The sequence below is a fragment of the Bacillus sp. FSL R5-0443 genome, from assembly GCF_038608285.1.
GTDB classification, from domain to species: Bacteria; Bacillota; Bacilli; order Bacillales; family Bacillaceae; genus Bacillus; species Bacillus velezensis.
Map to the genome: position 1 here is coordinate 2,412,752 of NZ_CP152013.1, position 26,661 is coordinate 2,439,412.

Consider the following 26,661-nt stretch of genomic DNA (forward strand, 5'->3'; position numbering starts at 1 on the left):
TCGTCACTCCCCGAACAGTCCGCGGATCGCCTTTTGCTGCGAATCCTCTCTCATTAAGGATTCTCCGACCAATACAGCCTGCGCCCCGTGCTTGTTGACGAATTGCAGGTCAGCCAAAGAACCGATGCCGCTTTCGCTGACCAGCAGACAGCCGTCCGGTACAAGCTGCGCTATTTTTTCCGTTTGCGAAACAGAAGTACGGAACGTTTTTAAGTCCCGGTTGTTTATGCCGAGAATGTCCGGCTGAAACACTTGTAAAATCCGTTCAAGCACAGTTTCATCATGGACTTCAACGAGAACGTCCATGCCCTTCTCGCGGGCTTCCAGATAAAGCTCATGAAGCTCTGAAGGTTCCAGCGCTTCCCCGATCAGCAAAATGGCATCGGCGCCGATCCTGAACGATTCCTCCACCTGAAGGGAATCAATAATAAAATCTTTTCTCAGCACGGGAAGAGACACGGTTTGTTTAACATCTGTCAGAAATTGATTTCTCCCCTGAAAAAAACGGGTATCCGTGAGAACCGAAAGGGCGTCGGCTTTAGCCGCTTCATAATCCGCCGCAATCGTTTCCGGAACAAAATGCTCTTTAATCAATCCTTTAGACGGCGAAGCTTTTTTCACTTCGGCAATCAGCCCGATAAAACGGTTCGGGTTCTGGAGCGCTTTTTTAAAGGATCTCCGTTCAATTTGACAGGTTTCCGGCAGCACGATGGATTTGATTTCTTCTTTTTTCTGCTGAATGATTTGATCAAGCATACATTTCTTCCTCTTTCTGTTTCAGACGTTCGAGCTGCCTTTTGGCATCTCCGTTTTGAATCGCTTCTAAGGCGGTTTTCGTTCCTTCTTTCAGATCGTTTGCAAGACCTGCCGTATAAATGGCCGCGCCCGCATTTAAGGCGGTAATATGCAGAGCGGATGACGGAGCTTTATTTGCAAAAATATTCTGAATGAGGAGCGCGCTTTCTTCCGATGAACTCACTTGAATATCCTTTAGTGAACCTTCTGTAAAACCGAATTGTTCAGGTGAAACGGAATATTCCAGACGTTCACCGTTTTTCAGTTCAATGATATCGGTCGGTGCTGAGAGGGACAATTCATCTAATCCGTCACGGGCCGACACAAGCATGACGTGTCTGACATCAAATTGTTCCAGAGCGCTTGCCATCAAGCGCGCTTTATCAAATGAATAGACGCCGATCACCTGCCGCTTCACCTGCAGCGGGTTGCTGAGCGGGCCCAGCAGATTAAATACGGTTCGGAAGCCAAGCTCTTTTCTTGCGGCGGCGACGTGCTTCATTGACGAATGAAACAGCGGCGCAAACAAAAACCCCATTTGTTTCATTTCAATGCTGCGTTTAACGCTTTCTGGAGTGGCTTGAATGGAAACCCCCAGTTTTTCCAGCACATCCGCGCTGCCGCTTTTAGACGAAACGGAGCGATTTCCGTGCTTGGCAACTTTAGCTCCGGCAGCAGAAGCTGTAATCGCCGCTGCCGTGGATATGTTAAACGTAGAAATCCCGTCTCCGCCTGTTCCGCACGTATCAACGACATCCGCCAAGCCACCTGATGTCTGTGCCCGCGCCCGCATCACTTTTACAAATCCGGCAAGCTCCTCCGCCGTTTCACCTCGGTGGGCTAATACCGATAAAATCCCGCCGATCTCAGACTGCGACATGTCCCCGTTCATCATCATCTCCATCAGCTTTTCGGCTTCTCCAGTTTTCAGCGTACGGCCATTAACGCACGATTGCAGAAATTTGTTCATCCGTCTTCTCCTCCCCGCCAGAAAAGATGTCTTCTGCGATTTGAATCGTTTTTAAAAGCGCCCCCGCTTTATTACAGCTTTCTTCATATTCGGCTTCCGGGACGGAATCGGCGACTATTCCCGCGCCCGCCTGCACCGACGCCGTACCGTTTTTGACACTCATGGTGCGGATGGTAATACACGAATCAATCGACCCGTCAAATCCGATATAAGCGATACATCCGCCGTAGGTTTCTCTGGAAGTCGGTTCTAATTCATTTAAAAGCTGCATCGCGCGGATTTTCGGAGCGCCCGTGAGTGTTCCTGCCGGGAATGCTGACATCAGCGCGTCAACGGGATGGACGCCCTGTTTTAAACGGCCGGTTACAACAGAGATGATGTGCATCACATGTGAAAAAGAAACGACCTTTGTGAATTCCGGAACGGCTACGGAACCGTACTCCGCAACTCTGCCGATGTCATTGCGCGCAAGATCGACGAGCATGTAATGTTCAGCTTTTTCTTTTTCGTCATTCATCAGCTCTTTTTTCAGGCGTTCATCTTCTTTTTTTCCGGCGCCCCTTCTTCTCGTTCCGGCAATCGGATGAATTTCCAGGTGCCTGTCATGCACGCGGATCAGACGTTCAGGCGAACTCCCGACAATGTCTCTGTCAGGCAGTTTGATATAGTACATATAAGGTGAAGGATTGACGATGCGGAGCACCCTGTACAGCTCAAATGAATGTCTGGATACCGGAATGTCAAACTTTTGCGAAAGCACCCCTTGAAAAATGTCTCCGGCTTTTATATATTCTTTCAGTTTATCGACGCCGGCCATAAACTCTTCTTTCGTATAATTGGATGTCACAGCGGCAAAACTTGGCGTGTCAAACGTTTCTTTAGAAAAAAACGGCTCTTTCATATCTTTCGATTCTGTCAAAATACTGATAAGCTTACGAAGCTCCGCGCAATTTTCTTTAAAAACGGCCCGCTTTTCTTCCTCCGTCTCCCGGCCGTTAAGCTCCGCATATTGAATGAAATGCACTTGTTTCGTTTCGTGGTCGTACGCGATGATTTTCCGGCAGACAAACAGCATGCATTTTTCGAAATCTGTTACTTTCGCGTGGCTTGGCACGGAAGGCTCAATCAAAGGAATCATGTCATAGCTCAGATAACCGACCGCCCCTCCCGAAAATGGGATATCAAGCTCGGGTGTTTTAATGCGGAAGCTCTCATTCATCCAGTCAAGCACGGCTTTTAATTCTCCGGCTTCAAACAGCGTATGCCCGTTTGGATCAGCGGCAGTGAATGTGTTATGACTCTCTTTAATCGTGATAAAAGGATCGAGGCCGATAAAAGAGTATCTCGACCAGCTTGACGACTCATCCTTGCTTTCTAAAAGATACGTAATGTTTCTGTCCAGTTTTTCAACCATCTGAATGGGTGTGATCGTGTCGACCGTAAAAGTCTCTGCGATTGGAATGGTGCGGTGTGTCAGACTGTCCTTTAAAAATAAAGAAACATCCGATTGTAAATTCATGATTCTCCTCCTTACGGTAAGGAGAATGAGATGAAGAGTGAGAGGAGTCTTGCGTATAAGAAATAAACCCAAAAGAAAGGCTTCTTTTGGGCAGAATAAAAACGTGTTTATCTCAGCTCAGCTAAACTCATTCTCTGCTACCCTATTCTAAACTCAACTGTTCAATGTCTTACTTACCAGCTCTATACACACTCTTGTGTATTTCTAAGCTTTGTTTATCGTATTACATGTCAGTATTTTTTGTCAATGATAAATCCGGCCTTAACACAACGGCTTTTTCTAAATAGACATGCTTGATTTCATCCTGAGGCGTATCCGTCTGAACCGTCATCAGGACACGGATACACTTTTGCAGAGCGCCGGTAACATCCATTTCCTGCATGCACGTCACCGGGACGTACTGCCACCCGGAAAGGCGGCGGACCGCTTTTGCCGGAAATACGGAATGGATATCAGGCGTGGCGGATAACAGGATCTGTACAACGTCTTCCGGCTTGCATCCATTTTGTTCAATGATTTTTTCAAGCAGCTGCTGTGTTTTTTCTAAAATTTCTTGTTCGGTGTCTTGTTCCACCGTTGTTGCTCCGCGAATGCCGCGTATCATCATGCTGTTTCCTCCATTCGCCATTTGTTCAGCAAATTTTCGAGCTCATCTTTTGAAAGCATGCAGTCCCGCGCTTCGCCTAATTCCTTTAACACGATGAACTGTGTCATGCCTCCGCGCGTTTTTTTATCATTCATCATCCGGGCGGAGAGAACCGGCGTTTCAATATCTTGTCTGATGCTTCCCGGGTAGCCGAGCCCAATCAGCCATTGTGTGAGTTCTTTCCTGTTCATCTTGCAACGTGCAACCTGTTCACTCACGTAAAGGGCAAACTGCATGCCGAGGGCGACCGCATCTCCATGTGTAATCCGTCCGTAGCCGTATTCCGCCTCAACGGCATGGCCGAGCGTATGGCCGAAATTCAGAAAAGCTCTTATCCCCTCTTCCTTTTCGTCCTCACGCACGACGGCCGATTTGATTGAAATTCCTTTATAAATCATTTCATTCAGCTCAGCGCTTGTCAGTCCTTGCAACGTGTCAAACGTGAGAAGTTTTTCTAAAAAAGCATAATCGGCGATAAACGCGTGTTTGATCACTTCAGCCATGCCCGATCTCAGCTCTTGTTCCGGCAGGGTTTTCAGAAGCTCCGTATCGTAAATCACCGCTTTCGGCTGATAAAACGCACCGATTAAGTTCTTTCCGAGTTTATGGTTGACGGCCACCTTGCCGCCGACCGCGCTGTCATGGGCAAGCAGTGTTGTCGGCATTTGAATGAAATCAATTCCGCGCATAAAAGTTGCTGCGCAAAAGCCGGCCAAATCACCCGTCACGCCGCCTCCGAAGGCGATCATACATGAGGAGCGGTCCATATGGAAAGCGATCGCTTCCGTTTGAATCCGTTCATACTCTTTTAGAGATTTCGCTTCTTCTCCGCTTGGAACGATCACTTTTTTCACGGGCCATGTTTCGTTTAAAAGCCGGAACATCTCATCACCGTAAAGCCGGTCAACTTCAGCATCGATGATGAGAAGGATCTTTGTCAGCGGCCTGTTCAGTGAAGACAAAAGGGCAGCGGCCTGTTTCCTTATACCTTCACCGATATACACGGGATATGCGGAGGAAGCTGTCCGAACCTCAAGCTCTTTCATCAGAATTCCCTCGATAATTTTTTCATGTTTTCAACATTTTCTTTAATTCGGTCGATCTGGTCAAGCCCGAATTGTTCTACGACGGCATTTGCGATTTCCCAGGCCACTGCTGCTTCAGCCACTACACTTGCTGCCGGAACCGCGCAGCTGTCTGAACGTTCAATGCTCGCTGTAAACGGTTCTTTCGTTTCAATGTCGACGCTTTTCAGCGGCTTGTACAAAGTAGGGATCGGTTTCATAACGCCGCGGACGACAATCGGCATTCCCGTCGTCATACCGCCTTCTAATCCTCCGAGCCTGTTTGTGGCGCGTGTATAGCCTTTCTCTTCATCCCATACGATTTCATCATGAACTTCACTGCCGTTTTTGCCGGCCGCTTCAAAACCGATGCCGAACTCTACGCCTTTAAACGCGTTAATCGACAGAACGGCAGCAGCGAGCTTGCTGTCCAGCTTACGGTCATAGTGGACATAGCTTCCGACACCGACCGGCATGCCTTCGACGATCACTTCAACGATTCCGCCGATCGAGTCGCCGTTTGCCTTCGCTTCATCAATGGCTGCCATCATTTGACGGCCTGCTTCTTCATCGTAGCATCTGACCGGTGATTCTTCCGTTACCCGTTTGAGATCCTCAATGGATGTGTAATCGGTTTTCTCTGCTTTTACGCTGCCGATTTGAAGGACATGTCCGGCGACTTTAATGCCAAGCTCCGCTAAAATCTTTTTAGCGACGGCTCCGGCAGCCACGCGAACCGTTGTCTCACGCGCGGAAGATCGTTCTAACACATTTCTCATATCACGGTGATTATACTTAATAGCACCGTTCAAATCTGCGTGTCCCGGTCTCGGTCTTGAAATCTGGCGTTTCATTTCACTTTCTTCTTCTTCTGTAATCGGTGCGGCGCCCATGATTTTTGTCCAGTGAGTCCAGTCTTTATTTTCTACAACGAGCGCGATCGGTGAACCGAGTGTCCGGGCATGCCGCACGCCGCTTGTGATCTTCGCTCTGTCCGTTTCAATCTGCATGCGGCGTCCGCGGCCGTGCCCTTTTTGACGTCTGGCAAGCTCAAAATTAATGTCTTCTTCAGTTATATAAAGCCCCGCAGGCACACCTTCTATAATTGTCGTCAGCTGCGGACCGTGTGATTCTCCGGCTGTTAAGTATCTCATTTCTTTCTTCTCCCTTCATCGCATTAACGCTTTTAAGTAAAACTATACCACAAGTTTTCATTAAATGTCTTCTATCTTTTTTGATAAAAAAATGTATCAGTGCTCTCAAGGCCGAATTTTTCCGGGCTGAAAATCTGTTCTGTACTGCCGACAAACAGAATTCCGTTCTTTTTCAGACTGCCCGCCATTTTCACATACAGCTCTTCTTTTGCTTTTTCAGTAAAATAAATAAAGACGTTGCGACAGACAATCAGATCAAAATCCTGTTCATAGCTGTCGGCAAGCAGGTTGTGCCGCTTAAACCGGATGTTTTTCTGAATCTCTTGTTTTACTTGATAACTGTTGTCAGCCTGCTTAGTGAAATAACGGCTTTTCACGGAAGCCGGCACCTCTTGCAGCGAGCGTTCCTGATAGATGCCCCGCTTGGCTTTGCTTAGCGCCTTTTCATCAATATCTGTCGCCAATATTTCAAATCCGGCCAGTCCCGTCTGCTGATTGAGAATCATCGCCAAAGTATAGGGCTCCTCTCCCGTTGAACAGGCCGCACTCCATATTTTTAACGGTTTGTTATGCTTTATTAATGGGAGAATTGAGGTTTCAAGAACTTCCCACCGTTTATAATTTCGGTAAAATTCAGAAACATTGATCGTCATTCTGTCCAATGTTTCGTTTAATAAAAGCTTGTCCTTTTCCAAAGCGGCGGCAAATTCCTGAAAATCTCTGAACCCCTTCTTTTCATAAAGGGACGTCAGCCGCCTTTTCATCTGTGCTTCTTTGTATAAAGATAAATCAACGCCGGTTATTTGTTTCCACTTGGTGATAAAAATTTCGTAAGGCTCCATTGCTTCTCTCCCAATCTCGCTGTCTTTTGTCCTAGTATAGCCTGTTTTCTGTCGAAATTGTACGATTTCAATAAAAAAATCAGCCCGCGGGCTGATTTGTGAGAAACGAAAAGACAGGGCAGCGCAGCCTCTGTCTTTCATAAATGATGTAAACCTTTTCATAATACGAGAAAAAGAAAGGCTGACGGCTTAGTACACCCAGTCGGCCATTAATTTTTGATACGGTACAAGCTCTTCCTGTTTAAAGAAAATATGAATTTCCCGCTCAGCGCTTTCTAAGGAGTCTGAACCGTGAATGATATTTTTGCCGACAAACATGCCGTAGTCACCGCGGATTGTGCCCGGCAGTGCATCTTTCGGGTTCGTTTTTCCGATCAGCTGTCTTGTGATCTCTACTACATTTTCCCCTTCCCATACCATTGCAAATACGGGTCCTGATGTAATGAATTCCACAAGCTCGCCGAAAAACGGCTTCCCTTTATGTTCAGCATAATGGGTTTCAGCCATCTGTTCTGAAACTTGCATTAGCTTGGCTCCTGCCAATTGTAAGCCCTTACGCTCAAATCTGGATAAAATCTCTCCGATCAGCTGGCGCTGTACGCCGTCCGGTTTTACCATGATAAAAGTTTTTTCCATAAGATTCTCCACCCCATCATTATGTATAGGCTTTCAAGTTGCACACCGAAATCGTAACATCTTTCTGACAATTAATCAATCCAGGGCGGAGAATGTTCACATCTTGTTCGTAAAAGGAATTTAAAATTTCCGTTTGCCGATATATTTTGCGATGGCGGCCAATGATGAGCGCGCACGTCCTCTCGGCAGTGTATTCAGTTTTTCAAACGCTTTTTTTAAGTACCTGTCACTGACGGCCATTGATTTTTCAATCGCGTCTGTGCGTTTAATATTTTCAATAATGGGGGCGAGCTGCTCCTGTGTTGTTTCACTGTTAATTAATTTCAGCTGATTTTTCAATTCAGGCTGACGGAGCGCGTACAAAACGGGCAGAGTGACATTTCCTTGCAGCAGATCCCCTCCGACCGGTTTTCCCAGTTCCTCTTCCGTTGAAGTGAAATCAAGAATGTCGTCAATAATCTGATAGGACATGCCCACGTAATAACCGAACCAATATAATGCTTTGTGAATCTTCTCATCAGCTCCCGAAGCGATGGCGCCGAGCTGGCAGCTGACGGCAATGAGAAGAGCCGTTTTCCGTTTGATGCGGCGCAAATAGGTTCTGAGGTTTTGTTCCATATTGTATTTATCTCTGATCTGTTCAATTTCTCCGAGGCATACTTCTACGATGGTTTTGGACAGGATCCGGTGGGCTTTCGGCTCATCCAATCTCGTCATCATCTCAAGTGAGCCCGCAAGCATATAATCACCGGTATACATGGCGATGCGGTTGTCCCACTTGGCTTTGATGGTCGGTTTTCCCCTCCGCAGCTCGGCGTCATCAATGACGTCGTCATGCACGAGGGACGCCATATGAATCATTTCCAGCGTCACCGCAACATATTTTATTTTATTAATGTCATAGTCGCCGAACATGCCGGAAAGCAATACGAAAACAGGGCGGATCCGCTTGCCGCCCGCCTGGAGCAGGTGGAGCCCGGCTTCACTCAGCAAGGGATAGTCTGACCGCACCGTTTGCTCAAGCTCCCTTTCGATCACATCAATATCGTCATTTAAAAAAGAATAGGCCATTTTAAATTTCATATCATTCACCCAAACATCTGTATATTCATCATTTCCAACCGATATGCGTAGCAGCCACTCCGCCGGTAAACGAATGGTATTTGACATTCGTTAGGCCCGCTTCTTCAAACAGACGGGCAAGTTCTTTCATACCGGGAAATTCTCTTGCCGATTCTTGAAGCCAAGAATATTCTTTATAGCTCTTCGCAAACATTTTTCCGAAGAAAGGCATGATGTATTTAAAATAAAGAAAATATGCCTGTCTGAATCCGAACATTTCCGGCTGGGATGTTTCCAGACATACGACCTGTCCGCCCGGTTTGACGACCCGCCGCATTTCTTTCAGCACGGTCAGATAGTCGGGAACGTTCCGCAGCCCGAAGCCGATGGTGACAAAATCAAAAGAATCATCAGCGAAAGGAAGCTCCATCGCATTTCCGTGCAAAAGCTCAATTTGGCTGTAACCGCCCTCTTTCACTTTTTTCTCACCGATGCTCAGCATATTTTTGCTGAAATCCAGTCCTTTGATTTCGCCGCTTTTTCCGGCCGCTTCTGCGAGGGCAATCGTCCAGTCAGCCGTTCCGCAGCAGACATCAAGCGCTTTTGCGCCTTCTTTTACATTCATGATCTGCATCGTTTTATCGCGCCATTTTTTATGCTGCTGAAAACTGATGACAGAGTTCATTTGGTCATAATTTTTATAGATTTTTTCAAACACGCCGTGTACGCGCTGTTCTTTTGACTCCTGCATGTTGATTACCCTTCTTCCACTTTCTGATGATATGTTTTGTCCTGGCTGATCGCTTTAAGCCGGTTCAGCATGAGGTTTTGGATTGGTGAATTGAGCGGCAGCAGCGTTTCAATGCTTTGCTTTGCCTTTCGGAAGCTATCTTCCATTATGTCAGCCTTTGATTTCCCTGACTTTACAATATTGCCGATGACATCGAGAAATATAGCATTGCCGTTCATCAGCCGCTTATATACAAAAAAATCACTCGCCAGCTCTTTCCAGCGCGGAAGATTAAAGTGGTCTGACACTCTGTGAAACAGGGCCGCTTCCACAATCGCCATGCTTTCGATCAATTGATTCAAGTCATTGACAGACCGATCGTACAGACGGATTTTATGCTCATTGATTTCTTTAATTGCCGTAGCGAGCGTCCGAATCATATAGATATCCTTCATTTCAGATAAAAGCGAATAATACAGTCCGCTGAAATAGTCGCCGGCAAGCACGGTGAGCTGCCGGTTTTTATTTTCGTCTCGCTTTAACGCTCTGGCTGTTGTCACTTCATCGTGGGTATCAAGGGCGCTTTGGACAAGCATCGCAGTTACTATGTAATTTTCTCTGTCGTTGTTCTTAATGTCCGCCTCTTCAAACAAAGCGTGAAAAAGAAGAAGCTTATCCTCATCGATTTTAGGCGCAGAAATATGTTTCGCTAAATAAGGATGAGACAGCTTTTGTTTTAATTTCATATTTAGATTCGCTAAAGTTCCGTAGATGTCTTGCAAAAATATCACCCTTGTCCCCAAATTCACATTTATTCTAATATGTATGAGATTTACTCGTCATTATTATACGCAGGTATCATTATAGCATAAAAAAAAGAAATTGGCTGTATTCTCCCGCCGTTTGCGGGCATTTGGCAAAAGCGGGAAACAGCCGGCTTATTTTTTTTCGCTGTTCATTTCTCCGTAAGCGGTCTGGATGAGGGCGTTGCCTCTCACTTTGATGGCAGAGGTATGCTCAGTAAACTGAGCGATAATCACTTCGCCTTTGTCCAGTTTTTCGGAATGGTGAAATTTCGTATCCGTTCCTCTCGTTAAACCGATGACGTTCACGCCGTCCTCGACCGCTTTAATGACGACAAAATCACTTGAATGCTTTGAATTCATATCTGCACCCTCTATCATTATTAATCCGCACGTTTAATATGTTCTAACACTTCGGAACGCGCCGCTGCGTCATCTTTAAAAATACCTCTTACAGCGGAAGTCACTGTTTTTGCACCTGGCTTTCTTACGCCCCTCATTGTCATGCACATATGCTCAGCCTCGACGACAACCATGACGCCGTGGGGATCTAAGGTCTCTACGATGCTTTCTGCAATCGTTGAAGTGATGCGCTCCTGCAGCTGCGGGCGTTTTGAGACGGCTTCCACCGCCCGCGCCAATTTACTCAGGCCCGTCACTTTGCCGCCGCGCGGAATGTAGGCAATATGCGCTTTTCCGTAAAAAGGAACAAGGTGATGTTCACACATGGAATGAAACGCGATATCTTTTACAAGAACAAGCTCCTCATGGTCTTCTCCGAAAACGGTTTTAAAGTGTTCTTTCGGGTCTTCATTTAATCCCGAGAATACTTCCGCGTACATTTTCGCCACGCGTTTCGGCGTATCTAAAAGCCCTTCCCGGTCCGGGTCTTCTCCAATCGCCTCTAAAATCTGGCGAACCGCCTGTTCAATCTGTTCTTTATTAACTTCTTTCATTGTCTGTGTCCTCCACCATTGAATACATTTAATTTCGATTCTAGCACATTTGCCGCGCCAAAAGCAAAACGAAAGTCCTGCCCGGTGACCGAGGCTGCTTAAATATGAAAAGCCCCTTTATCAAGGGGCTTTTCTGTGAAGAAACAAAGTGTATGTATCAGATGCATACACGATCTATATTCACAATTATTTTCCTGCAACAGCGTCTTTAAGAGCTTTACCTGGTTTGAAAGCAGGTACCTTGCTTGCAGGGATTTCGATTTCTTCACCAGTTTGCGGGTTACGTCCTTTACGTGCAGAGCGCTCGCGCACCTCAAAGTTACCGAAACCGATCAGTTGGATTTTATCACCGTTTTTAAGTGCATCTAAAATCGTATCAAAAACAGAATCAACTGCTTTTGTAGCGTCTTTTTTAGACAATTCGCTTGCTTCAGCAACCGCATTGATTAGTTCTGTCTTGTTCATGCCTTTCACCTCCTCCCAAAAGGGTATCAAATCAGCAGTTTATTATCATTTCTTCACAGTTCAGCCTGATTCTAAACCTGTCTGATAAAAAATCAAAGCAGGGAAGAACAGACAAGTAAACGGCTTTTCAAAAGAAAACAGACACTTTGAGGAATGTTTGTCCAACAAAGTGAAGATTTTCTGTATGTAGAGTAACACATATAAAAAGCCATATCAAGCATTTTAAAGCCTCAATCCCTTGCTCGTCAAGGTTTTCACGTGTTTTACCGAACAAATATTCCTTTTTTTGCTTTTTTCCTCCTAATCCTTGATTGATTTCCAGTATCTAAAAAGAATAAAAAAAGACCCCCCATTTCAGGAAGAGGTCCTTCAGCTTACAAAATAATGGCGATCAGGCCGCCTGAGCCTTCGTTAATAATTCTCTCCAGCGTTTCTTTCAATTTATATCTCGCATTTTCCGGCATGAGTGACAGTTTTGCGGAGATTCCTTCTCTTACGATAGAGCTCAATGATCTGCCGAAAATATCGGAGTTCCAGATAGAAAGCGGATCATCTTCAAAGTCCTGCATTAAGTAACGGACAAGTTCTTCACTTTGTTTTTCCGTCCCGATGATCGGCGCGAATTCACTTTCCACATCCACTTTGATCATATGAATGGACGGAGCGACCGCTTTGAGCCTTACTCCGAATCTTGATCCCTGTCTGATGATTTCCGGTTCATCAAGGCTCATATCGGCTAAGGCCGGGGCGGCAATGCCGTAGCCGGTCTGTTTCACCATTTTCAGCGCATCTGATACCTGATCATATTCTTTTTTCGCGTGGGCGAAGTCCTGCATTAATTCAAGCAGGTGGTCTTTCCCGCGGATTTCAACGCCGACCACTTCTTTTAAAATCTGGTCATATAAATGATCCGGCGCATACAAATCAATTTCTGCGACACCCTGGCCAAGTTCGATTCCGGCCAATCCGGCGCTTTCAATAAACTCAAATTCACTGAAGTGGCCGACAACCCGGTCGACATCGCGCAGGCGTTTAATATCTTTTACGGTTTCTTTCACTGATTCCTGGTAGCTCTCTCTGAGCCAGTGATTTTCTTTCAGCACCATGACCCAGCTCGGAAGGTTGACATTGACTTCCAGCACAGGGAACTCGTAAAGCGCTTCTCTGAGGACGCTTAACACATCTGTTTCCCGCATGCTTTCAACACTCATGGCGAGGACGGGAATATCATATTTCGCGCTTAATTCAGCTCTGAGCGCTTCTGTTTCCGGGTGGTACGGTTTTACCGAGTTGATAACCATAATAAACGGTTTGCCGACTTCCTTCAGCTCGTCGATGACTCTTTCTTCCGCTTCCACGTAATCGCCCCGCGCAATATCGCCGATTGAGCCGTCTGTCGTAATGACGACCCCGATTGTGGAGTGTTCCTGGATGACTTTTCTCGTACCGATTTCCGCTGCCTCATGAAAGGGAATCGGTTCTTCGTACCAAGGTGTATTGATCATTCTCGGGCCGTTTTCATCCTCATATCCCTTCGCCCCGGGAACCGTATATCCCACACAATCCACAAGACGGATGTTGACATCAAGTCCTTCCGCGACATGAACGGACATGGCTTGATTCGGGACAAATTTTGGTTCTGTGGTCATTATCGTTTTTCCTGCTGCGCTTTGCGGAAGCTCATCCTGCGCCCGCGCTCGGTCGGCCTCATTGCTGATATTCGGGAGCACCACGAGCTCCATAAATTTTTTAATGAATGTAGATTTCCCTGTACGGACAGCGCCAACGACTCCTAAGTATATATCGCCCCCTGTTCGTTCAGCGATATCCTTGAAAATATCGACCTTTTCCAAGTGATCCCCTCCCGGACTTCCTATCCTTATCATTTTTCATTCACCATTCTCCAATCAAATACAGGACACTATATGTGTATGACGTTGTCCTATTTCAATATGACATCTTTAGAAAATTTTCAGGCAGTCTTTTCTATCAAAATCAAAAAAACCTTTCTCCCTATTTGTATGCGCGGGAAAAAGGTTCATTCCTGTTTCGTTTGACTTTCTAAAAAAACGGGTTCCTGTTTTTCATTTACGGTGTATGTGACTGAAAAGGCCGGGACGAAAGGAGTCTCTTTCCATAAAATATCCTGAATTTCTGCGCCCGGTTTGATTTTCTTTTTGTTTTCCTTCAGGCAGCGGGCGAGATCGACGCGATAGTCGGCATAGATTTCTCCGTCAGCACCGATTAAAAGCGGCAGAGACGTGCCTGAAACCGGACTTTTGACTGAAGGAGAGTCTTTCATGCCGAGCTTTTTTTTATTTAAAGTGAACAGCCCTTGTGAAACGGCGTCCTCATAAGGAGGATATGTATGCTTTTCCTGATACATTTTGACACGCAGCTTCATGTCGCGGATTGCTTCCGCCATTTGGAGATCGACCAGCTTGACGGTCGGCTTATTTTCCACATCGACAAGCACGTATTGGTACATTCCTCCGCTTTCATAAGCTGAGGCCGGCGGCTCCTCTATGTATCTGGGCGCGAGCCGCTTAAAATCTATCGGATATTTTTGATAGAGCGGTGTTTTCATATCTTTTGTCTGAATCGGCAGAAGTCCGCCGTTCGCCTTTTTAAATTCATCCACTGCCGCTTGCACCTGCTGAAGCTGATGTTTGTAAGATACTTTATTTTCAGTTTTTTTTGCTTCAGGGTACAGACAGCCGGACAGCAGAAGCACCGCCATTGCCGTTATGACGGCCATTTTTAACTTATGCATTCCGCGCCCCCTTTTTGCTTTATTCATTGACAGGCCCGCTGAAAACGACCATTAACACGATCAATCCCGAGATGACCATGCAGGCATAAGCGAGTGAAGAAACCGCTGCTTTTATCAGTTTGTTTTTCACTTTGTACCTGCTGACATAAATAGAGGCCACCGCAACAAACATTAATCCCATAGCACCAAGCGCAAACCACATTTTCATTAATGCCACACTCATGTTCGTGCCCCCCGTTCCATCATTGTAAGCGTTATATTTCATTTTAATATACAAATGTTGAAAAGATCAACAGGTTTTCCATCTATTGAAAAAACAAAAAAACTGAAGCAAAGAGGGGGACTTTGCTTCAGTCAAGTTGACTATATTCACCTGTACGTCTGAGATACACTCTCTTGGACTTCGATGCTATAGTATGCGCAGATGCATACGTCTGCATCCTCTTCTGCCTAAATCAGCAAATGTTTTAAGCGATTTCAGCCGGAGAGTTCTGCGTTTTGGACTTTCGTCACTTCAGAATATGCTGACGGCATGTTATTGTCACTTCACCCGGTTTTCGAATGTGTTGACCAAGTCTTCCATCTCATGGGTTTTCACTCTGGCCATTAAGGATTCTACGGCCGTTTCTACCTTCTGCCCGTTAAATAATACTTGGTGAAGCGCCTCTGTGATCGGCATTTTCACTTGGTATTTTTGAGACAGCTGATACGCAGCTTTCGTCGTCCGCACGCCTTCAACAACCATCCCCATCTTATCCAGGACAGCTTCCAGCTTGTATCCTTTGCCGAGCAGGTTGCCGGCGCGCCAGTTTCGGGAATGAACGCTTGTACACGTCACGATTAAATCGCCTACGCCGGTCAGGCCGGAAAAGGTGAGCGGATTTCCGCCCATCTTTGTGCCGAGTCTGGCGATTTCAGCAAGACCTCGGGTGATTAGGGCCGCTTTTGCATTATCTCCGTATCCCAATCCGTCTGTAATCCCCGCTGCAAGAGCGATGATATTCTTTAACGCTCCCCCTATTTCCACACCGATCATATCCGGATTGGTATAGACGCGGAAATGCTGGTTCATAAATAAATCCTGAACCGCTTCTGCAGCCTTGATATTTTTTGAAGATGATGTAACAGTCGTCGGGTGTCTTAATCCGACTTCCTCAGCGTGGCTCGGCCCTGAAAGCACGACGATGTCTTTTCTGTACTCCTCAGGCAGCTCCTCTTCCATTAATTCTGAAATTCGGAGAAGCGAATCCGGCTCAATTCCTTTGCTGACATGAACAAAAATCGATTGTTTCGGGGTGTACGGCAGAGCCTTTTTCAGCACTTCCCGAATGGCTTTTGTCGGAACTGCCACAATGATGAAGTCAGCTCCTTTTAAAGCCTCGCTTAAATCAGCTGTACCGATGATAGAACTTGATAGCTCCACCCCCGGCAGGTAATCTTTGTTTTCATGCAGTTCGTTGATTTGATCGATCAATTCGGCACGGTGTCCCCACATCATGACTTGATGTCCGTTATCAGCCAGCACTAAAGAAAGTGCAGTGCCCCAGCTTCCCGCTCCAAGCATTGCCACTTTTTTCATCTCTGTATCACACCTTTTTATTTTCTTGCTCTTGCAAATATTTTAATTGGCGTACCTTCAAATCCGAAAGCGTCCCGGATTCGGTTTTCTAAAAAGCGTTCATAAGAAAAATGCATCAGTTCCGGATCGTTGACAAAAACAACGAAGCTCGGCGGCTTAACAGCGACTTGAGTCGCATAATAAATTTTCAGACGGGAGCCGTTGTGCGTCGGAGTCGGATTCATGGCGACCGCATCCATAATGACATCATTTAAGACATTTGTCTGTACGCGGAGAGAGTGGTTTTCACTCGCTTTAATAATCGCAGGCATGAGTGTATGAATCCGCTTTGTCGTCAGTGCCGACATAAACAGCACCGGCGCGTAATCGAGAAATTGGAAATGTTCCCGAATATTCTGTTCAAATTCTTTCATCGTGCGTTCGTCTTTATCAACGGCATCCCATTTGTTTACGATAATGACGACGGCTTTCCCGGCTTCATGGGCGTATCCGGCGATCCGCTTGTCCTGCTCAAGGATGCCTTCTTCTGCATTCAGCACAACGCCGACGACGTCTGAGCGGTCAATGGCTTTTAACGCCCGAAGCACACTGTATTTTTCTGTTGTTTCATATACTTTACCCTTTTTTCTCATTCCCGCCGTGTCAACGATTACAAATTCCTGCTGATTGTAGGTGAACGCCGTATCCACAGCGTCTCTAGTCGTTCCGGCTACGTTGCTCACGATAACCCGCTCTTCGCCGAGCATCGCATTGACAAGGGATGATTTTCCGACATTCGGGCGGCCGATCAGGCAGAATTGAACGACATCATCACTGTACTTCGTCTCCGGAATGTTTTTAAAATGCTCGGCACAAGCATCGAGCAAATCTCCCAATCCTAAACCGTGTGTGCCCGAAATCGGATACGGTTCTCCAAAGCCGAGCGCATAAAAGTCATAGATGTTCGCTCTCATTTCGGTATTATCTAATTTATTTACGGCTAATACGACCGGTTTTTTCGTCCGGTACAGTATTTTTGCCACTTCTTCATCCGCAGACGTCACACCTTCGCGGCCGTTCACCATAAAGATGATCACATCAGCCTCGTCCATGGCGATTTCAGCCTGCTGGCGGATCTGTGTCAGAAACGGTTCGTCTCCGATATCAATTCCGCCCGTATCAATCAGGTTAAAATCATAATTCAGCCATTCCGCCGAACTGTATATCCGGTCCCGCGTCACTCCGGGGGTATCTTCTACTATTGAAATTCTTTCACCCGCAATCCGGTTAAAGATTGTGGATTTTCCCACATTCGGTCTTCCGACAATGGCTACGACAGGTTTACCCATAGTACCCTTCCTTTCAATCCAGCCGCTTACATTTTCACAAAAAATTGTTCAACCGGTTATTAAAAATCATCTTCGCTATGAAAAGAACCCTTCAAACAGAAGGGCTTAACTCATTTATTATATCAGTTTTCACTGAGATCACAATGTATTCTTCAAAATGTTTCGCATTCATGTAACAGTCTCCGTCTGTTTTCAAGACATTTTTGTCGCTCCTTTGCCCTGCTTTTTGCTTTTTTGGCTGATGCGCGCCGCAAGCTGTTCATATGTAGTCAGCCCGACGAGGAGAATCACTCCCGCCGAACAGCCTGAAAGCCATTGATAATCCCCGACGGCTGCCGCACCCGCAATGTTGCGGATGACCGCAGCATACAATAGCTCCCCCTGGCACATGCCGAGAACAAAAAGACAAAGCCTCTCAGGGAACCGCCCCTCAACGGAAAGCGTAATAACGGTAAGCAGTATAACCGCCGCCCATTCAGGTTTTATGATAAACCAAACAGGATCATATAATGCAAAAAGAAAAATAAAGCCGTACGCCGCAGACGCCGTCAGATGAATCACAATATTACGGAGCCGTTTATGCATGCCGAGGCTTCCCGCATAAACAAATGCCGCAGCAAAAAACATGACATATGCCGCATTCAGCGTAAAATAAGCCGTAATCTGATGTATGCTTGCCATCATATTAGTCAAAATAAAGACTGATACGTAAAAACGGCTTTTCGTTTTGGCAAAAATAAAAGTCGCAAGTATCCATAAAAACCACATTGACCAGTAATAATAAAACGGTTCCATAATCGCTCCTCCTCTGATCAGTATGGAGCGGGAACGCATTTTTTAAACCAATTATGCCTGAAAGGAGCGGATAAGGATGGGAAAAGACAGACAGGAGAAAAAACTGAAAGCCTCCCGCCGGGTGGAATCTGATCGTGATGATTCGATTCACCATAAAGGAGCGACAAGCCTTGAGCAGAACGGGGAATTCCGAAAAAGAAAATCGTAAAAAACAGAAAAAGGCATGCGGGTTCGCATGTCTTTTAACGTCTGCTGAAACGGGACGTGTCAATCCCCCGTTCAGAAAGCCAGTGATGTGTGTCACCTTTTATGACCAAAGGCGCCTTTTGCAATTGGGAAACCGATCGGCATCCGAGGGCGGTCATAATCATTTTCAGCTCTTGTAAAAGCGCCGTCATCTCGTCAAACAGGCCCTCTTCTCCTTTAGAGGTGAGAGCTTTCAGGAAAGTGCCCGCCATTCCCGCGCCGGAAGCGCCGAGGGCAATCGATTTGGCGACATCCAGGGCGCTTTGCAGCCCGCCGGATGCGATAATTGATTGATCAGCGGAGAGCGAATGGATTTCCGCTAAGCTTGCGGCAGTGGAAATTCCCCACGTATTAAAAAATTGAAGCGCCTTCTCTCTGCGCATATTTTCGATCTTAGAGAAATTTGTACCGCCGTATCCGCCGGCATCAACTGCTGCTGCGCCAGCATCAAATAACTGCCGTGCCGATTCCCTGCTCATTCCGAAGCCGACTTCTTTGACAAAAACGGGCACTCCCGCTTCCGCCGCAATCCGCTCAATACGGCCGAGAGCGCCGGTAAAGCTTCTGTCACCCTCTGGCATGACGATCTCCTGAATCACATTTAAATGAATCTGGAGGGCATCTGCTTGAATCATATCAACTGCCCTTTTCGCCTGCTCGGCATCCGCCTCGCTGCCTAAATTGGCAAATATCAGCCCGTCCGGATTCTCTTTTCTGACGATCTCGTAAGAACACCGTTCGGAGGGATCTTTTAAAGCTGACATTTGCGAACCGACAGCCAGCGGCATGCCGGCTTTGCGCGCGGCTCTTGCCAGCGATCTGTTAATTTCGTATGTAAGCTGTCCGCCGCCGCCTGTCATCGCATTGATAAAAATCGGCGAACTGCTTGTGAGTCCGCCGATTTTCGTTGATATATCCACTTTTTCCAATGCTAGGTTCGGTAGGCTGACATGAACAAACGTAATATCATCAAGCCCCGTTTCCCGGTTTTGGCCGGTAGACAGCGCATGATTTATATGTTCTCTTTTTCGTTCTGCTCGTGTCACGTTTTATCACCAATTTATTTTAATTTATTAAGCTTGTCTCCGATTAAATCGCCAAGCTGGAAGCCGGTGCTCGGCTCTTCTTTCGCCTGGTATTGGCGGAAGTCCTCCTGATCGGCTTTCGGCGCTTCTTCAAGCTCACGCATGCTTAAGGAAATGCGCTCTTCGCTTTCGTTCACGTCAAGCACTTTCACTTTAACAGTCTGTCCTTCTTCAAGCACTTCATGCGGCGTTCCGATATGTTTATTGGAAATTTGCGAAATGTGCACAAGTCCTTCCACGCCCGGAAGAATTTCAACGAAGGCGCCGAAGCTTACAAGGCGCTGCACTTTTCCTTCAAGCACATCTCCCTGTTTTACCTTTTCGCCGATCTGGCTCCAAGGTCCCGGCAGCGTTTCTTTAATAGATAAAGAAATACGTTCGTTATCGCGGTCTACGGACAGTACTTTCACTTTTACGTCCTGACCTTCTTCCACCACGTCAGACGGTTTTTCGACGTGTGAATGAGACAGCTGCGAAATATGAACAAGCCCGTCAATTCCGCCGATGTCGACAAATGCGCCGAAATCAGTCAGACGCTGCACTTTTCCTTCAAGCACGCTTCCAACCTCAAGTGTTTGGAGAAAATCATGCTTTTTGGCTGTCTGTTCTTTTTCCACTACAGCCCGGTGTGACAGAATCACCCGGTTTTTATCACGGTCGAGTTCAACGACGATAAGAGAGAGGGTTTTCCCTTTATAGTCAGTGAAATCCTCGACGAAATGAGCTTCGACAAGTGATGCGGGAATGAAGCCGCGAACGCCGATATCAACGACGAGACCGCCTTTCACCACATCTTTCACTTCAGCTTCAAACACTTCTTTTGTGTCGAATTTTTTTTCAAGGTCTTCCCAAGCGCGGTCAGCATCAACGGCACGTTTAGATAAAATCAAAGCATCGTCTTCCACTTTTGTTACTTTCAGGTCAAGCTCGTCGTCAACTTTTACGACATCCGATGCTTTCTCTACATGAAGACTTGATAATTCACTGATTGGAATGATTCCGGACTGTTTGACATTGACAATTTCGACATCTACATGCTTGTCCTCTACCTTTGTCACAATCCCTTTTACTACATCTCCAACCTCTGGCACTTGAACATCAATTTGATTCATTTCCTCTGTCATTTGAATAACCTCCTTGGTCCAAACCTACACAGCTTAATTAATACGGTTTGAAAGCTGAACATGTGAATGTCCGCTTTTCAGCCGAATATGTATTAAAGAATCATCCAAAAAAGATTTTGAATGATCAATAAAAAGTTTTATTAGTATTAACTTCTAATAAATGGACTGGTTTGTCAAGCAATAACATCTTGTCTTTCGAAAAAAATTATAAAGCGCTCCGCCCGAAGTTAACGTGATTTCTGTTCGACGATCTCCAGAATTTTTCCTGCGACTTCAGCAATGCTGAGTGACGTCGTATCGATTTCAATCGCGTCTTCCGCTTTGCGCAGCGGGGAAACTTCCCTCTCTGAATCGAGTTTGTCGCGTCTGGAAATTTCTTCAATGAGCGTCTCGTAATTCACGTCATAGCCTTTTTTCTTATTCTCTTCATATCGGCGCTTCGCTCTTTCCTCTACGGACGCGAGCAGAAAAATTTTCACTTCGGCATCAGGCAGCACATGAGTACCGATATCACGGCCGTCCATGACGACACCGCCTTTTTGTCCGAGCTGCTGCTGTCTTTTGACCATTTCTTCTCTGACGCCTTTATGCTTGGCGGCGATTGATACTTGGTTGCTGACTTCGTCTTTACGGATTTCTTCTGTCACATCTTCTCCGTTTACCAGAACGATTTGTCCTTCCGGAGCGGATACAAGCTCAATTTCCGTACGCTTCAGCAGCTCTGTAAGCGCGGCTTCATCAGTTAAATCGGCATTCTGCTTGAGCGCCGTATATGTAATGGCACGATACATCGCTCCTGTATCAATGTACACATATGATTTTTTCTCAGCCACTATTTTAGCAACGGTGCTTTTTCCGGCAGCGGCCGGCCCGTCGATCGCAATTGATAATTTCTTGTCCATAATCTCTCTCCTTGCTCTTTACTCCTCTATGGATTGTATCATGAACTGCCGGAAAAGGGGCGAAAAAATTGAGCTGATTTACCGCTTTACCGTTTCAATCCATTCTTTTTTCTCCATTTTATCAACTCCCTCATATTTCACAGCTTTCGAAATATAAGGTTCAATAGGCTGATAATGAAGCAAAAATTGCACCGCGCCCAAAATTATAAGCTGAATACAGACCAATTTGACCAGCAGACGTTCAAACGTTTTCATATACGCGCACCTCCATTAGGATTAGTATGGAAAAGTGCGCTGCTGTTTATTCCGACAGACTGTTTCTTCTCTGCTGAAGCTGCGCGCGCATACAATATTGGAGTAAAAGCTGCTGTGATGCGGGATCGATTTCTGCAAATTCAAGCGTCATTTTTTGTTTATCCGCCTTTTCATCATAAAAAATCCGCTGGGTAACAGCCTCGGCCGTAATATCGGCTGTATTTTCCTTGCCGGGAAGAGAAAATGAGACATACAGCTTTTCACCTGGTTCCGCGGAAATATGCTCAGGCATCACAACAGCGATTCCGCCGGCGCTGATATTAGAGGAAACCGTTTGGAAAGCGGTTTTTTCCGCTTCCATTTTGACGGATACATCCAATACTGCGTCTGCACGGACGTATCGGCGTCTTTGAATCCGCTTCATTTCCTCCTGAGGGGGGATGTCCAATCCGATCATCGGGATGGGGTCTTTTTTCTTTCCTTTGATTATGCTTTTAAATTGATACGGCACGTGGCCATTCCCCATAAATTCCGCTGTTATTTCCAATCCTTTATGCAAAAAGACCGTCCGTCCCGAATCCAGATCGACGGGATATGAGATGTGCAGTTCGCCGTTTTCAACGCTTACTGCTTTGCTCCTCGCTTTTTTGGGCTCATTGTTCTCTATGTATTCAATCCAAATATAATCTCCGACAGCTATCATGGGCCTTCACTCTTTCATTATTTATGCTTTTATTAAAGCATGTAACGAAAAAAAGGAAAAGACTTTTAGTCCTTTCCTCCTTTATTTTTATAGGTCTTTATATATAGGTTCTGCACTTTTTAACTTTTCTATTTTTTCCTCTTTTCCGTCGTCCGCATTAATGAACATTTGATACGTGTCTTTCCCGATCGTCCCAAGCATTTCGTAGCAAAGCACTTCCTGACCGAGTTCATTCGTGATCAGCGCCTGCCGCGTCTCCCGCACTTCAACATTTTTATTCAGCTTCGCTTTCGCTTCATCAGCTGACAAAGCGGGAGCCGGAATCGTTCTCGTGCGGTGCGCCGCCAGGTAATCACGCGCGGAAAAACCGACGACTTCACCATCATCCAGCGCCACTTTCATTCGGATGGCTTCCGGATAAATGCGGACGTTTTTCTCCACGGGGATAAAAGAAAAGACGCCGATGTTATTATATTGCGCGCTTTCATCAATTTCGAGGCCTTTTGTTTCATATCCATTTTTCTTTAAAAACGCGACGGCCCGGTTAGATGCTTCATTGAGGCTGATCTTTTGTTTCTTCACGGCCCGTTTTTGAATCAAATAGACCGGATGTCCGCCTTTTTGGGTAATATCCATATAGATAAAAGACTTGTTGTCCGCGTCTTTCATGCGGATGCTGTATACGTCCCGATTCGTCTTCCTGCCGCTTTTGACCACTTTAATTGAATAATTATGATCAGGCGCAAACCGTTGTGCGATTTTGACCGCTTCTTTTTCCGTAATTTGTTTTCCTTTCAGATGCGTAAAACCTTTTCGTTCTGTATTTGCTCCCGTAAATGTGGGGCTGATGCTGTCTTCAGAAAAAGCGCCTACATTTTTTTCGACTGTTTTAAAGCTGTCGACGATCGTATTATCGCTTTGTTTTTTGTCAGAGGCGAGCGCCATCTCAACATCCATCCACCGTAAATTTTTGCTCATGACGAGATGCTGAACGCTGCGGAGCTGGTTTTGAATGTTCTCCGCCTGTTTGTACAGGCTGTTCAGTGTTGTATATTCTTTCTTATCAAGCGGTTTTTGATCTAAATCCCGGACGGATGTTTTATAGCTGAAATCTCCTATGTTGGATAAAAACTCCTCCGTCTTATTAAAAGGCATGAGAGTCAGCGGCAGCTGGCTCACATTGTTATGTGCTTCAGATGTAATTCTCCATACATCAATGAGCGCCGGAGACAGAGATTTTTTACTGTTCATTGCAAGCGTCGTCCCGATTTTGTCGTGAAGCTGATCAACATGGTACGTCAATTCATGAAAAGCCCTCTGATAATTATTTTCCGCATGCAGAAGGACCGCATCTTTTTCCTGATGCTCTTTATATCCCCAGTATCCGGTTGCGGCGATCGCGACACCGAGAACAGCGATAATGATTCCTCTAATCATGTTAACACCTCATTTTGCGTACTTTTACTCACAGAAAATGTGTTTTCCGATTCTTTTTATCTGCGGACGTCCCCAAATCCATTTGCTTGTCGCCGTATCAGGATTGAAATAATAAATCGCGTTTTCAGAAGGATCCCAGCCGTTGATCGCATCAAGAACCGCTTCTTTTGCTCTTTCATTCGGCTGCATATATATTTGGCCGTCGGCAACGGCGGTAAACGCGAGCGGTTCGAAAATGACGCCGGCCACCGTATTCGGAAATAACGGGCTTTTAATACGGTTTAAAATAACCGCGGCGATGGCAACCTGCCCTTCAAACGGCTCACCGCGTGCTTCCCCGTACACAGCCTGTGCCAGAAGATTGATGTCGTTGTTTGAGAAACCGCCAGGCATATTGGCCGCTGTCGTATTTTGCTTTTGATTTGACTGACCGCCTGTTTTGTTTTGCGGCTTTTGAGCAGGCTTATTCGTTCCCGCCGGCTTCTGCGTTCCGGCTCTCGGTTTTGTTTGGTTTTCCAATGGGACGTTGCCATAATGAGTGAACGTATTCCCTTTTTGGATCTGCTCCATTACATATTCACGGTAATATTTTGATTTAGAAATCAGCACCTGTTTGGTTTTCGCGCCGACGAGGCCGTCAACCGGCTTCATGCCGAATTTCTCCTGAAAATTTCTCACGGCCCAGTATGTGGTCCAGCCGTAAACACCATCGATTTTCCCGTTATAAAATCCGTTATATTGAAGACGGGCCTGCAATTCTATAACATCATCACCCGTCGCGCCTCTTTGAATCACTTGATTTGAAAACGCATGAACCGTTTCATGATGATCGAAGAAAGCGGCGGCGAAAGAAAATAGAATGAGACATGCCATAAAGGCTCCTTTGCACTTCATCTCTTCAAGCCTCCTACTGCAAAATTTAAAGTGTACCCGTATTGTCTGTCACGAGGTTATTTTTATGCACGTTTCCTTCTTATCCCCTGTCAAGGCATAAAAAAGAAACCGCACGCGACGCGCGGTTTCTTCACACTTGGATCATATTGACGGAGCGTGCTTTTTTTGCCTTTCGCAGCCCGAACCACCATAAAAACAGCATAAACGGCAGCATATAATATACCCAATGATTGAGGGCGGTAAGAATAAAATCGTAAGAACCGTGCAGACATGAAGGCACGGCCAGCGAAATCACAAGCCATTTGACACGGGCTTTTTTCTGCGAAAAGCGGGCTTTTCCGAGATAAAATCCCATAATCACTCCGATCAGCGCATGGCAGGAGACCGGCAGAAGCGCCCTGATGAAAGCATGCTCAACGCCGTGGCCAAATAGATACAGAATATTTTCAAGCGTGGCAAATCCTAAAGACACACTGGCCCCGTAAACGATTCCGTCATAATGCTCATCAAAATGAGCATGCGGATACACACTGATCATCAGAACGAACCATTTCACCGATTCTTCCAGAAATCCCGAAGACAAAAACGAAACGAAAAAGCTTCCTCCCCCCACATGCTCTTTTTCAAGAACATATTGGATAAACATGGTCGGAAACACAAGGACAACCCCGAGAAAAAAAGACCTCAGCACCATATGTACGGGTTCATTGTCATACTGATCTTTTAAATAAAAATAGCTTAACAGCGCAATGCCGGGAGCAATTCCTGCAGAGATGATTGCAAACATCAGGCAACCTCTTTCCTTTATATTCCTATATCTATCGTACCATGTTGTTCACATTTTTACATCTTTCAATTTTTTTAAAAAAGAGCATATGAATGATCATATGCTCTCTGCACCCAGCCGTTTTGATATTTCATTTGCGATCAAGCCGCCGTGAAAACGGCCGTTCTCGATAAAAATTTCGTTGGCGTTATTTCCAGCCGCAATGACTCCGGCGATAAAAACACCGTCAACATTTGTTTCCATCGTTTCTTCCCGGAAAAACGGCCGGCCTGATTCCGCATCAATCCGCACACCGATTTTTTCGAGGAAACCGTGATCGGGATGGTATCCCGTCATGGCAAATACGAAATCGTTTTTCAGCCGGACCGTCTCATTTCGGCCGGAGCGGAAAATGATTTCATCTTCCGTCACTTCTTCAAGACAAGCGCCGAATTCCATCCGGATTGTGCCGTTTCTGACGAGGGCCTCAAACTCAGGCAGAATCCACGGCTTGATGCTCGGGGAGTACTCATGTCCTCTGTAGAGCACCGTGACGCGCGCACCGGACTTCACCAGTTCCAAAGCCGCGTCCACACTTGAGTTTTTCCCGCCGATCACAGCAACATCTTTATCAAAATAAGGATGGCCTTCTTTAAAGTAATGAAATACCTTAGGAAGCCCTTCACCCGGTATGTTCATATAATTCGGATGATCATAATATCCTGTCGCAATGATACAAAACGGAGTGAGGTAGCGGTCTTTTGATGTTTCTACAAGAAAACGGCCGTCTTCCTGTTTCGTTACGCGCTCCACCGTTTCAAAGGCGTTTACGCGCAGCTCTTTTCTTCTGACAACCTCTCTGTAGTAAGAGAGAGCCTGTATTCGGACCGGTTTTCTGTTTTCCGTAATAAAGGCGACATCGCCGATCTCCAATTTTTCACTTGAACTGAAAAAAGTTTGGTGGGTCGGATAGTTATAAATGCTGTTTACGACATTCCCTTTTTCGATCACAAGCGCGTTCACGCCAATTTGCTTCAGATGTATAGCCGCCGATAATCCGCAAGGACCTCCGCCTATTATAATTGCTTTTTCTTCTGTCATGTCCTTCAACTCCTGCGATTGGCATTTCCAT

Annotated in this window: 30 protein-coding genes; 1 reads left to right on the forward strand and 29 read right to left on the reverse strand. The window is 46.0% G+C overall.

The genetic code is table 11. The features are described from left to right. Positions 1-3 precede the first annotated feature (3 nt). The 20 genes from trpC to NYE28_RS12140 form a co-directional block, all read right to left on the reverse strand. On the reverse strand, positions 4-756 hold the full coding sequence (gene trpC, locus NYE28_RS12045) for an indole-3-glycerol phosphate synthase TrpC (RefSeq protein WP_012117859.1): 753 nt from the start codon (positions 754-756) through the stop codon (positions 4-6). Then, positions 749-1,765 (reverse strand): anthranilate phosphoribosyltransferase, encoded by a 1,017-nt coding sequence (trpD, locus tag NYE28_RS12050; RefSeq protein ID WP_160223144.1) that lies wholly within the window; start codon positions 1,763-1,765, stop codon positions 749-751. Before trpD ends, trpC begins: the two co-directional genes overlap by 8 nt. Further along, on the reverse strand, positions 1,737-3,284 hold the full coding sequence (gene trpE, locus NYE28_RS12055; RefSeq protein ID WP_342490079.1) for an anthranilate synthase component I: 1,548 nt from the start codon (positions 3,282-3,284) through the stop codon (positions 1,737-1,739). Before trpE ends, trpD begins: the two co-directional genes overlap by 29 nt. 223 nt (positions 3,285-3,507) lie before the next feature. Next, positions 3,508-3,891 carry a chorismate mutase gene (gene aroH / locus NYE28_RS12060; protein ID WP_003153463.1) on the reverse strand — a complete coding sequence of 128 codons (384 nt, stop codon included), beginning with the start codon at positions 3,889-3,891 and terminating at the stop codon, positions 3,508-3,510. Next, positions 3,888-4,976, reverse strand: coding sequence for a 3-dehydroquinate synthase (gene aroB, locus NYE28_RS12065; protein WP_015240104.1), 1,089 nt, complete (start codon positions 4,974-4,976; stop codon positions 3,888-3,890). Before aroB ends, aroH begins: the two co-directional genes overlap by 4 nt. After that, a complete protein-coding gene (gene aroC, locus NYE28_RS12070; RefSeq protein WP_003153459.1) occupies positions 4,976-6,148 on the reverse strand; it encodes a chorismate synthase in 1,173 nt (390 codons plus the stop codon). Before aroC ends, aroB begins: the two co-directional genes overlap by 1 nt. A gap of 71 nt (positions 6,149-6,219) precedes the next feature. Next, positions 6,220-6,990, reverse strand: a complete 771-nt coding sequence (locus tag NYE28_RS12075; protein WP_132105285.1) for a protein-glutamate O-methyltransferase CheR — start codon at positions 6,988-6,990, stop codon at positions 6,220-6,222. A gap of 189 nt (positions 6,991-7,179) precedes the next feature. Beyond that, positions 7,180-7,626, reverse strand: a complete 447-nt coding sequence (gene ndk / locus NYE28_RS12080) for a nucleoside-diphosphate kinase (protein ID WP_012117865.1) — start codon at positions 7,624-7,626, stop codon at positions 7,180-7,182. A 120-nt stretch (positions 7,627-7,746) separates the two neighbouring features. After that, positions 7,747-8,709 (reverse strand): heptaprenyl diphosphate synthase component II, encoded by a 963-nt coding sequence (hepT, locus tag NYE28_RS12085; RefSeq protein ID WP_003153454.1) that lies wholly within the window; start codon positions 8,707-8,709, stop codon positions 7,747-7,749. Positions 8,710-8,737: 28 nt separating this feature from the next. Next, the gene (gene menG / locus NYE28_RS12090) at positions 8,738-9,439 is read right to left on the reverse strand and encodes a demethylmenaquinone methyltransferase (RefSeq protein WP_003153453.1); all 702 of its coding nucleotides are present in this window, start codon (positions 9,437-9,439) and stop codon (positions 8,738-8,740) included. 5 nt (positions 9,440-9,444) lie between these two features. After that, a complete protein-coding gene (gene hepS, locus NYE28_RS12095; RefSeq protein ID WP_015240105.1) occupies positions 9,445-10,200 on the reverse strand; it encodes a heptaprenyl diphosphate synthase component 1 in 756 nt (251 codons plus the stop codon). 156 nt (positions 10,201-10,356) lie between these two features. Further along, positions 10,357-10,584: a trp RNA-binding attenuation protein MtrB gene (gene mtrB, locus NYE28_RS12100; RefSeq protein WP_003153449.1), complete on the reverse strand. Its 228-nt coding sequence runs from the start codon at positions 10,582-10,584 to the stop codon at positions 10,357-10,359. A gap of 20 nt (positions 10,585-10,604) precedes the next feature. Further along, entirely contained in the window at positions 10,605-11,177 is a 573-nt protein-coding gene (gene folE, locus NYE28_RS12105; protein ID WP_003153448.1) for a GTP cyclohydrolase I FolE, read from the reverse strand. A 186-nt stretch (positions 11,178-11,363) separates the two neighbouring features. After that, positions 11,364-11,642: a non-specific DNA-binding protein Hbs gene (gene hbs / locus NYE28_RS12110; RefSeq protein WP_003153447.1), complete on the reverse strand. Its 279-nt coding sequence runs from the start codon at positions 11,640-11,642 to the stop codon at positions 11,364-11,366. 374 nt (positions 11,643-12,016) lie between these two features. Beyond that, positions 12,017-13,495 (reverse strand): stage IV sporulation protein A, encoded by a 1,479-nt coding sequence (gene spoIVA / locus NYE28_RS12115; RefSeq protein WP_007409454.1) that lies wholly within the window; start codon positions 13,493-13,495, stop codon positions 12,017-12,019. Between the two features lie 185 nt (positions 13,496-13,680). Further along, on the reverse strand, positions 13,681-14,415 hold the full coding sequence (locus NYE28_RS12120) for a hypothetical protein (protein WP_039254695.1): 735 nt from the start codon (positions 14,413-14,415) through the stop codon (positions 13,681-13,683). A gap of 19 nt (positions 14,416-14,434) precedes the next feature. Continuing rightward, the gene (locus NYE28_RS12125) at positions 14,435-14,638 is read right to left on the reverse strand and encodes a DUF2768 domain-containing protein (RefSeq protein ID WP_003153435.1); all 204 of its coding nucleotides are present in this window, start codon (positions 14,636-14,638) and stop codon (positions 14,435-14,437) included. 318 nt (positions 14,639-14,956) lie between these two features. Then, complete coding sequence (locus NYE28_RS12130) at positions 14,957-15,994, reverse strand: NAD(P)H-dependent glycerol-3-phosphate dehydrogenase (RefSeq protein WP_342490080.1); 1,038 nt, start codon at positions 15,992-15,994, stop codon at positions 14,957-14,959. A 17-nt stretch (positions 15,995-16,011) separates the two neighbouring features. Continuing rightward, the gene (gene engA / locus NYE28_RS12135; protein ID WP_003153433.1) at positions 16,012-17,322 is read right to left on the reverse strand and encodes a ribosome-associated GTPase EngA; all 1,311 of its coding nucleotides are present in this window, start codon (positions 17,320-17,322) and stop codon (positions 16,012-16,014) included. Positions 17,323-17,514: 192 nt separating this feature from the next. Beyond that, complete coding sequence (locus NYE28_RS12140) at positions 17,515-18,117, reverse strand: hypothetical protein (RefSeq protein WP_053573269.1); 603 nt, start codon at positions 18,115-18,117, stop codon at positions 17,515-17,517. A gap of 76 nt (positions 18,118-18,193) precedes the next feature. Here NYE28_RS12140 and NYE28_RS12145 point away from each other — a divergent pair, with 76 nt between their 5' ends. Continuing rightward, a complete protein-coding gene (locus NYE28_RS12145; RefSeq protein WP_003153429.1) occupies positions 18,194-18,325 on the forward strand; it encodes a YpzI family protein in 132 nt (43 codons plus the stop codon). 34 nt (positions 18,326-18,359) lie between these two features. Here the strand turns inward: NYE28_RS12145 and fni are convergent, their stop codons facing one another. The 9 genes from fni to NYE28_RS12190 form a co-directional block, all read right to left on the reverse strand. Then, a complete protein-coding gene (gene fni, locus NYE28_RS12150; RefSeq protein ID WP_040237980.1) occupies positions 18,360-19,409 on the reverse strand; it encodes a type 2 isopentenyl-diphosphate Delta-isomerase in 1,050 nt (349 codons plus the stop codon). 14 nt (positions 19,410-19,423) lie between these two features. Next, positions 19,424-20,572: a 30S ribosomal protein S1 gene (gene rpsA / locus NYE28_RS12155; RefSeq protein WP_003153426.1), complete on the reverse strand. Its 1,149-nt coding sequence runs from the start codon at positions 20,570-20,572 to the stop codon at positions 19,424-19,426. A gap of 227 nt (positions 20,573-20,799) precedes the next feature. Next, positions 20,800-21,474: a (d)CMP kinase gene (cmk, locus tag NYE28_RS12160; RefSeq protein WP_015240110.1), complete on the reverse strand. Its 675-nt coding sequence runs from the start codon at positions 21,472-21,474 to the stop codon at positions 20,800-20,802. Positions 21,475-21,552: 78 nt separating this feature from the next. Beyond that, positions 21,553-21,729, reverse strand: a complete 177-nt coding sequence (locus NYE28_RS12165) for a YpfB family protein (RefSeq protein WP_003153420.1) — start codon at positions 21,727-21,729, stop codon at positions 21,553-21,555. A gap of 46 nt (positions 21,730-21,775) precedes the next feature. Next, on the reverse strand, positions 21,776-22,432 hold the full coding sequence (locus NYE28_RS12170) for a flagellar brake domain-containing protein (protein ID WP_032870093.1): 657 nt from the start codon (positions 22,430-22,432) through the stop codon (positions 21,776-21,778). Between the two features lie 87 nt (positions 22,433-22,519). Further along, positions 22,520-23,869 carry a germination protein YpeB gene (gene ypeB, locus NYE28_RS12175; RefSeq protein WP_007409448.1) on the reverse strand — a complete coding sequence of 450 codons (1,350 nt, stop codon included), beginning with the start codon at positions 23,867-23,869 and terminating at the stop codon, positions 22,520-22,522. 24 nt (positions 23,870-23,893) lie between these two features. Beyond that, positions 23,894-24,763 carry a spore cortex-lytic enzyme gene (gene sleB, locus NYE28_RS12180; RefSeq protein ID WP_025284936.1) on the reverse strand — a complete coding sequence of 290 codons (870 nt, stop codon included), beginning with the start codon at positions 24,761-24,763 and terminating at the stop codon, positions 23,894-23,896. A gap of 130 nt (positions 24,764-24,893) precedes the next feature. Further along, a complete protein-coding gene (gene prsW / locus NYE28_RS12185) occupies positions 24,894-25,550 on the reverse strand; it encodes a glutamic-type intramembrane protease PrsW (protein ID WP_003153415.1) in 657 nt (218 codons plus the stop codon). 96 nt (positions 25,551-25,646) lie between these two features. Then, complete coding sequence (locus NYE28_RS12190; RefSeq protein WP_012117874.1) at positions 25,647-26,630, reverse strand: YpdA family putative bacillithiol disulfide reductase; 984 nt, start codon at positions 26,628-26,630, stop codon at positions 25,647-25,649. Between the last annotated feature and the right edge of the window lie 31 nt (positions 26,631-26,661).